This is a genomic window from Bacillus sp. Root920, assembly GCF_001429445.1.
Lineage (GTDB): Bacteria > Bacillota > Bacilli > Bacillales > Bacillaceae > Bacillus > Bacillus safensis.
The window spans coordinates 55,715-68,020 of record NZ_LMJV01000009.1 but is presented as its reverse complement, the minus strand read 5'-3'; the positions used below and the strand labels follow the sequence as shown (position 1 = coordinate 68,020).

At 43.0% G+C, this 12,306-nt stretch carries 10 protein-coding genes, 1 other RNA gene and 1 other annotated feature; of the genes, 10 read left to right on the top strand and 1 reads right to left on the bottom strand.

Annotated features, from left to right (window positions below):
• The first annotated feature begins 114 nt into the window (after positions 1 to 114).
• The 5 genes from ASE42_RS18990 to ASE42_RS15480 all read left to right on the top strand — a co-directional run bounded on the left by ASE42_RS18990 (position 115) and on the right by ASE42_RS15480 (position 4,842).
• Positions 115 to 285: a YrzK family protein gene (locus ASE42_RS18990; protein WP_003216250.1), complete on the top strand. Its 171-nt coding sequence runs from the start codon at positions 115 to 117 to the stop codon at positions 283 to 285.
• 58 nt (positions 286 to 343) lie between these two features.
• Positions 344 to 582 (top strand) — a binding site (T-box leader).
• Between the two features lie 73 nt (positions 583 to 655).
• Entirely contained in the window at positions 656 to 1,930 is a 1,275-nt protein-coding gene (hisS, locus tag ASE42_RS15490) for a histidine--tRNA ligase (protein WP_056767982.1), read from the top strand.
• A gap of 18 nt (positions 1,931 to 1,948) precedes the next feature.
• Positions 1,949 to 3,727, top strand: coding sequence for an aspartate--tRNA ligase (gene aspS / locus ASE42_RS15485; protein ID WP_024423128.1), 1,779 nt, complete (start codon positions 1,949 to 1,951; stop codon positions 3,725 to 3,727).
• Positions 3,728 to 3,804: 77 nt separating this feature from the next.
• A non-coding RNA gene (gene ssrS, locus ASE42_RS18825) (6S RNA) lies at positions 3,805 to 3,985 on the top strand.
• A 92-nt stretch (positions 3,986 to 4,077) separates the two neighbouring features.
• The gene (locus ASE42_RS15480) at positions 4,078 to 4,842 is read left to right on the top strand and encodes a ThiF family adenylyltransferase (protein WP_024423127.1); all 765 of its coding nucleotides are present in this window, start codon (positions 4,078 to 4,080) and stop codon (positions 4,840 to 4,842) included.
• Positions 4,843 to 4,875: 33 nt separating this feature from the next.
• Here ASE42_RS15480 and ASE42_RS15475 read toward each other — a convergent pair whose 3' ends face one another.
• Positions 4,876 to 6,141, bottom strand: a complete 1,266-nt coding sequence (locus ASE42_RS15475; RefSeq protein WP_056767979.1) for a replication-associated recombination protein A — start codon at positions 6,139 to 6,141, stop codon at positions 4,876 to 4,878.
• A gap of 208 nt (positions 6,142 to 6,349) precedes the next feature.
• Here ASE42_RS15475 and cymR point away from each other — a divergent pair, with 208 nt between their 5' ends.
• From cymR to ASE42_RS15450, 5 genes are all read left to right on the top strand, one after another.
• The gene (gene cymR / locus ASE42_RS15470) at positions 6,350 to 6,769 is read left to right on the top strand and encodes a cysteine metabolism transcriptional regulator CymR (protein ID WP_024423125.1); all 420 of its coding nucleotides are present in this window, start codon (positions 6,350 to 6,352) and stop codon (positions 6,767 to 6,769) included.
• Positions 6,770 to 6,787: 18 nt separating this feature from the next.
• Positions 6,788 to 7,930 carry a cysteine desulfurase family protein gene (locus tag ASE42_RS15465; RefSeq protein WP_044331688.1) on the top strand — a complete coding sequence of 381 codons (1,143 nt, stop codon included), beginning with the start codon at positions 6,788 to 6,790 and terminating at the stop codon, positions 7,928 to 7,930.
• Positions 7,931 to 8,024: 94 nt separating this feature from the next.
• Positions 8,025 to 9,143 (top strand): tRNA 2-thiouridine(34) synthase MnmA, encoded by a 1,119-nt coding sequence (mnmA, locus tag ASE42_RS15460; protein WP_024423123.1) that lies wholly within the window; start codon positions 8,025 to 8,027, stop codon positions 9,141 to 9,143.
• Between the two features lie 59 nt (positions 9,144 to 9,202).
• On the top strand, positions 9,203 to 9,856 hold the full coding sequence (locus ASE42_RS15455; RefSeq protein WP_056767976.1) for a tetratricopeptide repeat protein: 654 nt from the start codon (positions 9,203 to 9,205) through the stop codon (positions 9,854 to 9,856).
• Between the two features lie 19 nt (positions 9,857 to 9,875).
• Positions 9,876 to 12,260, top strand: a complete 2,385-nt coding sequence (locus ASE42_RS15450; protein ID WP_056767973.1) for an ATP-dependent RecD-like DNA helicase — start codon at positions 9,876 to 9,878, stop codon at positions 12,258 to 12,260.
• The last annotated feature ends 46 nt before the right edge of the window (positions 12,261 to 12,306 follow it).

Here is a 12,306-nt window from a genome sequence, read left to right as displayed (position 1 = left end):
AAAACCGATGAATGTTAATTCGTTATGTAGTGGATGAATTCCTTGCAGTTTTCCTAATAAAAATGAATCAATCTGTTTATACTAAATAAAAATGTGATAAAAGGATGTACAAACATGAGATTAAGCAGAAAATTAGGACGAGTGCAATATAATGGACATCGTGATATCGACCGCTGGCAGCACGACGAAATGGATCAGCCAGGCTTCCTTGAAGAGACCGCATCTGAATACGGATGTACGTCAAAAGAAGAGCTGGAAAAGAAAAAGAGGCACGGCAAGGGTTGACAGAGTGGCAGCACCGACCTTATTATAATATAAATCAACACACTTGAAAATTTAAAATGTGGAACTGATGATAGAGAATAGTAGGGTAAATTGCGTGAGCAGAGAGGACTCGCCTGAGGCTGAAAGCGAATCCGCATGGCATTTATCACGAAAGAACACTCTGTAGGTTTCCTGCTGAACGCTCTGAAAATGAGTCAATAGGCGGAGAACGTGAATCTGCGTTAAGGATTTGAGCGGGAACATGCTTATTCATGTTCCAACTAGGGTGGCACCACGGGTATAACTCTCGTCCCTACTATACACATAGTAGAGGCGGGGGTTTTTTATATGTCCACATAAAAAATGAATGATGGTCGTAGGAGGACGAAAAATGAGTTTTAATATTCCAAGAGGCACACAGGATATTTTACCTGGAGAGTCAGAACGCTGGCAGTATGTTGAACAAATTGCGAGAGATACATGTGCAGCCTTTCAATACAAAGAAATCCGCACACCGATTTTTGAGCATACTGAGCTGTTTGCACGGGGAGTAGGCGAATCAACTGATATCGTTCAAAAAGAGATGTACACATTTGAAGACAAAAAAGGACGCAGCATCACACTTCGTCCAGAGGGAACAGCTTCAACTGTACGCTCTTATGTTGAAAATAAATTGTTCGCACAGCCGGCTCAGCCAACAAAGCTTTATTACATCGGACCAATGTTCCGCTATGAACGTCCGCAAACCGGAAGATATCGTCAATTTTATCAATTTGGGATAGAAGCGATTGGTTCCAAGGATCCTGCTATTGATGCAGAGGTCATTTCGCTTGCGATGAGTGTGTATGAGAAAGCAGGTCTTTCTAACTTAAAGCTCGTCATTAACAGCCTTGGTGACAAGGAGAGCCGTGCAGACTACCGCACAGCACTGGTCAAGCACTTTGAGCCAAGAATTGAGGAATTCTGTCACGACTGTCAAACGCGTTTACATCAAAATCCGCTGCGTATTCTTGATTGTAAAAAGGATCGTGATCATGAACTGATGACAACCGCTCCATCCATTCAAGATTACTTAAATGAAGAATCACGGACGTATTTTGAAAAGGTCAAACAATACTTATCAGATATAGGCATTGAGTATGTCGTCGATCCAAATTTAGTGCGCGGTCTTGATTACTACAATCACACAGCATTTGAGATCATGAGTAATGCAGAAGGCTTTGGTGCGATTACAACATTAGCCGGCGGCGGCCGTTATGATGGACTCGTTGAAGGAATTGGCGGTCCTGAATCACCAGGGATCGGATTTGCGATGAGTATTGAACGTTTCTTATCTGCGATCGATGCTGAAGGAATTGAGCTTCCTCTCCAAGATGGTATTGATCTATACATTGCTGCTCTCGGAGATGAAGCGAAGGATTATTCTGTTTCATTATTAAACCGTCTGAGAAAAGAAGGTATCTCAAGTGAAATGGACTATACAGGGAAGAAACTAAAAGGACAATTTAAAGCGGCTGATCGATTAAAAGCCAAATTTGTTGCAGTTCTTGGTGAAGATGAGCTAGCGCAGCAAATTGTGAATGTGAAAGATACAACAACGGGTGAACAAATTGAAGTGAAGCTTGATGAGCTGATTCAAATGTTGAAGGCCCACCAGAAAGCGTAAAGAAGGAGTGGAATGTTTGTGTTTGGTAGAACTTTTTATTGTGGAGAAGTAACAGAAGACCAAATTGGTCAGTCAGTTGTATTAAAAGGATGGGTTCAAAAAAGGCGTGACCTAGGCGGATTAATCTTTATTGATTTGCGCGACCGTACAGGGATTGTACAAGTTGTCTTCAATCCAGACTTATCAAAAGAGGCGCTTGAGACAGCAGAATCAATTCGTAATGAATATGTCCTTGATATTAAAGGAACGGTTGTCGCAAGAGAAGAAGCAACGATCAATCCAAATTTAAAAACGGGCAAAATTGAAATTCAAGTCGAAACGGTCACCGTTTTAAATGAAGCGAAGACTCCTCCATTTGTGATTTCAGATCAAGCAGACGAGGTATCAGAAGATGTTCGTTTAAAATATCGTTACCTGGATCTTCGCCGCCCTGCAATGTTTGAAACAATGAAAATGCGACATGAAGTCACAAAAGCATTCCGCCATTTCTTAGACGACAACGGCTTTCTAGACATTGAAACGCCAATTTTAACGAAAAGTACGCCAGAAGGTGCGCGTGACTATCTTGTTCCAAGCCGTGTACACGAGGGAGAATTTTATGCACTGCCTCAGTCTCCGCAATTATTTAAACAATTGCTGATGGTTTCTGGGATGGACCGTTATTATCAAATTGCCCGCTGCTTTAGAGATGAAGATTTGCGTGCTGACCGTCAGCCGGAATTTACACAAGTCGATATTGAAATGTCCTTCATGAGTCAAGAGGACATCATGACGCTTGCTGAAGAGATGATGGCGAAGGTGATGAAAGATGTCAAAGGTGTAGACCTTACATTGCCATTACCTCGTATGACATATGATGAAGCGATGAATTCCTATGGATCCGATAAGCCGGATACTCGCTTTGAGATGAAGCTGGTGAACATTTCAGACACGGTAAAAGACTCCGATTTCAAAGTGTTTAGCGGAGCTGTGAAAAATGGTGGAGCTGTGAAAGCCATCAATGTCAAAGGGGCTGCAGCGAACTACTCAAGAAAAGACATTGATGCACTTGGTGCATTTGCAGCGAACTACGGTGCAAAAGGTCTAGCTTGGCTAAAAGCAGAAGGGACTGAATTAAAAGGTCCGATCGCTAAATTCTTTGATGAAGCAAAGCAAGCTGAATTAAAAGAACAGCTGCAAGTTGAAGAAGGCGACCTTTTACTCTTTGTTGCAGATAAGACGTCTGTTGTCCATGATGCGCTTGGTGCACTTCGCTTAAAACTTGGTAAAGAGCTTGAACTGATTGATGAGTCTGTATTTAATTTCTTATGGGTTGTCGATTGGCCGCTGCTTGAAAAGGATGAAGAAGAAGGCCGCTTCTATGCTGCCCATCATCCATTCACAATGCCGGTTCGCGATGATCTTGAATTAATTGAAACAAGCCCAGAAGACATGAAGGCCCAGGCTTACGATCTTGTGCTGAATGGCTACGAGCTTGGCGGAGGTTCTATTCGTATTTTCGAAAAGGACATTCAAGAAAAGATGTTTGGCTTACTTGGTTTTTCAAAAGAAGAGGCTTACGAACAATTTGGCTTCCTGCTGGATGCGTTTGAGCATGGTGTTCCTCCGCATGGCGGAATCGCGCTTGGGCTTGACCGTTTAGTGATGCTGCTTGCAGGCCGCTCTAACTTAAGAGATACGATTGCATTCCCTAAAACGGCAAGTGCGAGCTGCGTTCTTACAGATGCCCCTGGCCATGTAAGCGAGGCGCAGCTTGATGAGCTGAGTTTAGCGATTAAAACAAAAGTAAAACAGTAAAATAGGCGCATGTTTATAGGTATGTAAACGCTTGAAAAAGAAATATGCCTATGATATGCTTTCATCAATCAATAAATAAAGTCCTGATACGTACGGTGGTTACCTAGTTTTGACCGAACATTTTTTTATACGGGAGCTTGCCTTTCCTTTCTGCATAAATGCCTCTTTAGAGGACTTATAAAGTCAGGAAGAAAGCACCCACCTGCATGGTGCGGGGTTCAAAACGAAGGAAATGCTGGCGGCGTCATCGGGACTTTTTTGTGTTTTTTTCTTTTAGAGAAGGATGACGGAGAAGTCTGAATATGATATGATTCTTTCGATTCATTTTAAATAAAGGTGGAGTGAGGCACTTGTTACATCAGTTTTCAAGAAACGAGCTTGCCATTGGCAAGGAAGGCTTAAATATACTAAAAAACAGTACAGTTGCAGTGCTTGGTGTGGGCGGCGTTGGTTCATTCGCAGTAGAGGCACTCGCGCGTTCAGGCGTTGGCCGTATTGTTCTTGTTGATAAAGATGATATTGATATTACAAATGTAAACCGTCAGCTTCCAGCATTGCTATCAACAGTTGGCCAGCCAAAGGTTGACTTAATGCAGGCGAGAATCGCTGATATTAATCCAGAATGTGAAGTTGTTGCGCTGAAGATGTTTTATACAGAGGAAACATACGAGCAATTTTTTGAGTATCCGCTTGATTATGTCATTGATGCCTCAGATACCATTCACTATAAAATTCATTTAATGAAAGAGTGTCTGAAACGAGGTGTGAACATCATTTCAAGTATGGGAGCTGCGAACAAAACAGATCCGACACGCTTCAAAATTGATGATATTTCAAAAACACATACCGATCCTATTGCAAAAGTTGTGAGAACACGTTTGCGTAAGGAAGGGATTCGTAAAGGAATTGAAGTCATTTTCTCTGATGAAAGTCCAATTGTCATTCGCGAAGATGTCAGAAAAGAAGTTGGAAATGATGAAGCGAAGATTCGCAAGGCGCAAATGCCGCCATCATCTAATGCATTCGTTCCGTCTGTTGCCGGACTGATCATGGGTGGTCATGTCATTATGAAGCTTTTAAAAGATATTCCGATTACACGTGTGAAGGATAAATAAACAGCCCGCCTGCTAACATGCAGGGGGCTTTTTTTATTTCTGGCGTTTTAAATTTTCATAGACCTGTTTCAATGCACCTTCAAATTTTCCGGTTTGTTTCGGTACATAGTATTGCTTGTTTTTCAGCGGATCAGGTAAATATTGCTGCTTCACCCAGCCGTTTTCGTAATCATGTGGGTATAAGTAATCGACGCCTCTTCCGAGTGCTGTGGCGCCTTTGTAGTGAGCATCCTTTAAATGAACTGGAACTTCTCCAATTTTCCCTGTACGAATGTCACCAAGTGCTGCATCAATCGCCTTATATGCCGAATTAGACTTAGGAGAAAGACACAGCTCAATCACTGCGTTCGCCAGCGGAATTCTTGCTTCTGGGAAACCGATTCTTTCTGCTGTTTGCACTGCGCTTAACACGCGGGGGCCTGCCTGCGGACTGGCTAAGCCAATGTCCTCGTAAGCCATCACGAGTAATCTCCTTGTAATGCTTTCAAGGTCTCCTGCTTCGATCAGTCTGGCAAGGTAATGCAGCGCCGCATCTGTATCAGATCCTCTAATGGATTTTTGAAAAGCCGAGAGGACATCATAATGAGCATCACCATTCTTGTCATGTGAGAAGCTCTTCTTTTGTAAACATTCTTCTGCTGCGGCAAGAGTAATTGTGATATGCCCTGTCTCATCAGCTTTTGTCGATAAGACAGCGAGCTCGAGTGCATTTAAAGCAGAACGCACGTCTCCTCCGCATCCATTGGCAAAATGATTCATCGCTTCATCGTCCACTGTCACCTTATAGCCGCCAAGCCCGCGATGTTCATCCTGTAAGGCTCTTGTTAACGCAGCTTTGATTTGCTCTGTTTCAAGCGGCTTCAGCTCGAATATTTGTGTCCGGCTTCGAATGGCAGGATTGATCGCATGATAGGGATTAGCCGTTGTTGCCCCAATTAAAATGATCATGCCATTTTCTAAATAAGGAAGAAGAAAATCCTGCTTTCCTTTATCAAGCCGGTGGACTTCGTCTAAAATAAGGATCACCTGGCCGCTCATTTTTGCTTCAGCGGCGACAGCTTCCATATCCTTTTTGTTATGAATGACCGCATTCAATGTACGAAAAGCAATGCTTGTACTGCCAGCGATCGCGGTTGCAATCGATGTTTTGCCGATGCCCGGCGGTCCGTATAAAATCATCGAGGATAAATGTTTTGCCTCGACCATTCGCCTAATAATTTGACCTTCTCCAACAAGATGCTCCTGCCCAATAATGTCTTCAATATGACTTGGGCGCATCCGGTACGCTAAAGGTTTCATAATTATCTCTCCTATAGCAATGTCTTGTTTGTATAGAGTACCGAAATTTCTTCAAATAGAAAAGGGATTCGTCCTTCTATCATGCTCAGAACCCGTAAATGAAAGTTGGCTGAAAGTATGATATAATTGCTTTTGGTCTATATATCAGCGTATATGAAATCAGAAAAATAATTGATGACATAGAATAGAAAACGCAGAGGTGTTTAACTTGAAAATATCAACTAAAGGCAGATATGGTCTGACGATCATGATCGAATTAGCCAAAAAACATGGCGAAGGCCCTACATCATTAAAATCAATCGCTCAAAACAATGATTTGTCTGAGCATTATTTAGAGCAGCTTGTATCACCACTCCGCAATGCCCGTCTTGTAAAAAGTATCCGCGGAGCGTATGGCGGCTATGTTCTTGCACATGAACCAAACGAGATCACAGCAGGTGATATTATTCGTGTATTAGAAGGACCCATTAGTCCTGTTGAAGTCATCGAAAACGAAGAACCAGCAAAGCGTGAACTATGGATTCGTATTCGTGATGCAGTAAAAGACGTACTAGACAATACAACTCTTGAAGACTTGGCAAGCTACACAGATGACGGGGATCAAGACTCGTATATGTTCTATATTTAGATCAGAGGTGTACCGGAAATGGAACGAATCTATTTAGATCATGCGGCCACAACGCCGATGGATCAGCGTATTGTGGACAAGATGATGCCGTACTTTACAGAGATATTTGGCAATCCCTCTAGTATTCATTCATATGGGCGCGAGGCAAGAAAGTGGCTCGATGAAGCAAGAGAAGTCATTGCAGGAGAATTACACTGTAAACCGCAGGAGATCATCCTCACAAGCGGTGGAACCGAGGCGGACAACCTGGCAATTACAGGTGTTGCCATGGCAAGACAGCATGAAGGAAAACATATCATCACAGTGAAAACAGAGCATCATGCGGTGCTGCATACATGTGAACGCCTAGAAAAACTAGGATTTGAAGTGACATATTTAGATGTGGACGAAACAGGATTGATTCATCTTGATCAATTAAAACAAGCATTGAGAGAAGATACGATTCTTGTGACCGTCATGTACGGCAATAATGAAACAGGTGTGATTCAGCCAATCAAAGCCATTGGCGAACTTCTGCGTGATCACACGGCTCATTTCCATACAGACGCAGTGCAGGCGTTTGGCACAGTGCCTATTGATGCAGCAGATCTCCATATTGATCTTTTATCTGCTTCTGGCCATAAGCTGAATGGTCCGATGGGAACAGGTTTTTTATATGTAAACGAAGGCGTGAAGCTTTCTCCGCAAATATTCGGAGGCGAACAAGAAAGAAAGCGCCGTGCTGGCACTGAAAATGTGGCAGGAATTGTTGGGCTTGCAGAAGCTGTTCAATTAACGAAGCAAAATAGAAGAGAAAAAGCGATGCATTATGGTAAGCTCAAAGAAACCATGCTGCAAGTATTTGAAGAGGAATCTCTCAATTTCTCTATCAATGGACATCCGAAAGAGACATTGCCGCACATTTTAAATGTTCATTTCCCGGGCGTCTCCATTGAATCGCTGCTTGTGAATTTAGATATGGAAGGAATTGCTGTTTCAAGCGGATCGGCATGTACGGCTGGATCTGTCCTTCCTTCGCACGTGTTAAGCGCCATGTATGGCGAAGAAGCAAAAGAGCTGACGTCCTCAGTCAGAATAAGCTTCGGTCTTGGGAATGAAGAGGATCATGTGAAGCAGGCGGCACGTAAGATAGCGGCTGTTGTCAAACGCCTAGCCAAATAAATGCTTCCTTTTGTTCGTGTGTGAAAAATGAAACAGCGAAGCACCTGAAGAACGAAACGCGCATGTTGTTTCATTGAAATTGGAGTTGATGAAGATGACAAAAAGACCAGAAGATACAAGAGTTGTGGTCGGTATGTCCGGAGGAGTCGATTCATCAGTTGCCGCTCTTATGTTAAAGGAGCAAGGCTATGATGTCATCGGCATATTTATGAAAAACTGGGATGACACTGATGAAAATGGTGTTTGCACAGCAACGGAAGACTATGAGGATGTCATCCGCGTATGTAACCAAATTGGAATCCCTTATTATGCAGTGAATTTCGAGAAGCAATATTGGGACAAAGTGTTTCAATATTTTCTTGATGAATATAAAGCGGGCAGAACGCCAAACCCAGATGTCATGTGTAACAAAGAAATTAAGTTCAAGGCATTCCTTGAGCATGCACTTTCACTTGGTGCGGATTACTTGGCAACAGGACACTATGCCCGTGTTGACAGAACAGGCGATGAAGTCAAAATGCTGCGAGGTCTTGATGCAAACAAAGACCAAACGTATTTCTTAAATCAGCTGACTCAGGAACAACTTGATAAAGTCATGTTCCCAATCGGTGATTTAGAGAAAAAAAGGGTTCGTGAATTAGCTAAAGAAGCAGAGCTCGCAACAGCAGCGAAAAAAGATTCAACTGGTATCTGCTTTATCGGAGAAAGAAACTTTAAAACGTTCCTTAGTCAATATTTGCCTGCACAGCCTGGTGTGATGCAGACAATGGACGGAGAAGTAAAAGGGGAGCACGATGGACTGATGTATTACACGATCGGTCAGCGCCAAGGACTTGGCATTGGCGGCAGCGGTGATCCTTGGTTTGTCGTTGGAAAAGACTTGGAGAAAAACATCTTGTTTGTTGAACAAGGCTTCCACAATCCACTTTTATACTCTGAAAGCATTTCAGCCGTTAATATTAGCTGGACTCGTCCTCATATTGTCGGAGAAAACGGTGAATTAACTTGCACAGCAAAATTCAGATACCGTCAAGAAGATCACCATGTGAAGGTCAAAATGACAGGTGAGCAAGAAGCGATGGTTATCTTTGATGAACCTGTTCGTGCTGTTACCCCGGGACAAGCGGTTGTTTTTTATGATGGCGACGAATGTCTTGGCGGCGGTACAATTGACGATGTCTTCAAAGATGGTCAAAAGCTGTCGTATGTGTAGCATGTTTCAAAACCTCAACGTCGCTGTTGAGGTTTTTTAATGAAAGGATGAGAGAGCGAATGAATCATAACGAAATCGGCATAGAAGCCTTGAATCAAGGGAATATCGAAAAAGCAGCTGAAGCTTTTACAAAAGCGATCGAAAAAAGCCCGAAGGATCCGGTTCCATATATTAACTTTGCGAACTTACTTTCAAGTATCAATGAATTTGAACGTGCTTTAAACTTTTTTCAAAAAGCAATTGAACTTGATCATACCGCAGCTGCAGCCTATTATGGAGCAGGAAATGTATATACATTAAAAGAAGACTTTATGAAAGCGAAAGACTATTTTGAACAAGCACTAAAAGCCGGCATGGAAAATAGTGATTTGTTTTATATGCTCGGGCAGACGCTCATCAAATTAGAGCAGCCAAAGCTTGCGATGCCATATCTTCAGCGTGCCGTTGAACTAAACGAAGAGGATAATGAAGCAAGGTTTCAATTTGGCATGTGTTTAGCCAATGAACACATGCTGGAAGAAGCGGTGACAACTTTTACTGAAGTCATCACGCGTGATCCGCAGCATGCAGATGCCTTTTATAATTTAGGGGTTGCGTATGCGTACTTAGAGAAAAAAGACGAAGCACTTGAGATGCTGGGTAAAGCCATTGACGTGCAGCCTGACCATATGCTGGCACTACATGCACAAAAGCTGATTCAAGAGGCAGAATAGATGGAAGGAGGGAAGACCTGTGCAGGAACATCCAGATCAAATGAAGCTTGAGGACGAACCGTTTTTAAAGGGGACCATTCAAGCCGTTATTTTCCATAATGAAAGTAATTTATACTCGGTGTTAAAGGTAAAAGTCATTGAAACATCGGAAAACTTAGAGGGAAAAACAGCATCTGTCACAGGCTACTTCCCAGCACTTCATGAGGAGGAAACCTACACTTTCTATGGCAAAGTGACAAGCCATCCGAAATTTGGTGAACAGTTTCAGGCCACTCATTTTCAAAAGGAAGTGCCGACAACGAAGCAAGGAATCATTCATTATCTCTCAAGTGATTTATTTGAAGGGATAGGGAAAAAGACGGCTGAAGAAATCGTGGGGAAGCTTGGTAATCAGACGCTTCATAAGATTATGCGTGACCCAGCTGTTTTGTATGATGTACCGCGCTTATCAAAAAAGAAGGCGGATAAGCTTGCCGCAGCGCTTCAGGAGCATCAAGGACTGGAACAAATCATGATCAGCTTGAATCAGTATGGCTTTGGTCCGCAGCTCAGCATGAAGATTTACCAAGTATACGAGAGTGAAACACTGCAGAAAATCGAGGAAAATCCCTATCAGCTCGTTAAGGATGTTGAGGGAATCGGGTTTATTAAGGCGGATGAGCTTGGCGCTAGAACAGGCATCTCAGGAAATGACCCAGAACGGATTCGCGCCGCCTTGCTATATACAGTGGAGACAGCCAGTCTACAAGACGGTCATACGTACATACAAACGAAAGATTTGATCGTCGAAACCCGCAAGCTGCTCAACCAAACCGGCAATGATTACAAAGTGACTGAAATGGATGTTGCCAATCAGATCATTGCACTTGGCGAAGGAAAAGAAATGATCATTGAAGATGACCGCTGCTATCATCCATCCTTATTTTATGCGGAGCAAAGTGTCGCCAAACGCATTCAAAAAATCGTCTCCCAAACAGAATATGCAGATCAATTTCCTGAATCAGAATTCCTGCTAGCACTTGGCGAGCTGGAGGAGCGGTTAGGCGTCCAATATGCACCGACACAAAAGGAAGCGATTCAAAAGGCACTCATGTCCCCGATGCTGCTTTTAACAGGCGGGCCTGGAACAGGGAAGACGACGGTCATTAAAGGAATTGTCGAGCTTTACAGTGATCTTCACGGTGTTTCTCTTGATCCGAGTGATTATAAAAAAGATGAATCCTTCCCATTTGTGCTTGCGGCACCAACTGGACGGGCGGCTAAACGGATGACAGAATCAACAGGGCTTCCAGCTGTCACCATTCACCGGCTGCTAGGCTGGAATGGTTCGGAGGGCTTCTCTCATGATGAGGAACAGCCGATTGAAGGCAAGCTTGTCATTATTGATGAATCAAGTATGCTGGATATTTGGCTTGCGAATCATTTGTTTAAAGCCATTCCTGATCATATCCAAGTGATTATGGTAGGGGATGAACATCAGCTGCCATCTGTCGGACCAGGCCAAGTTTTACGGGATTTGCTTGCCTCAAAAGCCGTGCCAGCTGTTACCCTGACAGATATTTACCGGCAGGCAGACGGCTCAACCATTGTTGAACTTGCACATGATATGAAAAATGGTGTGCTGCCAAAGGATATCACTGCACGCTCAAAGGATCGGTCCTTCATTCAGTGTTCAGCTGATCAAATGAAAGAAGTCATTGAGAAAGTTGTCAGCAATGCTGCTCAAAAAGGGTTTTCAGCAAAGGATATTCAAGTGCTGGCACCGATGTATAAAGGAAAAGCAGGCATCAATGAGCTCAACAAAATGCTGCAGCACATTTTGAATCCTAAAAAACCAAAGGGCAGGGAAATCCCGTTTGGTGATGTGGTGTACCGGACAGGTGATAAGGTGCTTCAGCTTGTGAATCAGCCGGAGAACAACATTTTTAACGGCGATATCGGTGAAATTGTCTCGATTTTTTATGCAAAAGAAAATACAGAAAAAGAAGACATGGCTGTGATCTCTTTTGATGGAAATGAAATCACCTTTACAAAAAAAGATTTTCATCAATTTACACATGCTTATTGCTGCTCCATTCACAAATCACAAGGAAGTGAATTCCCGATTGTTGTGCTGCCAGTCGTCAGGAGCTACTACCGAATGCTTCGGCGGAATCTGCTGTACACAGCCATTACACGCAGTAAAAAGTTTTTAATACTGTGCGGCGAGGAATCAGCGCTGGAGTGGGGCGTGAAAAACAATGAGGATTCCCTCAGACAAACGTCCTTAACGATGCGGCTAGTGCAAACCGAACAAATCATGGATGCAGAACTTGAAGCGCTCCAAAAAGAGCTTCCGTTTAGCGTACATGACGCAAATATTGGCATGGAGGGAATCACTCCGTTTGATTTTATGCATGAGTAGAAGGTTCAGATTGTTGACAAAGGGCTAAAATGATTTTTATTTTAGC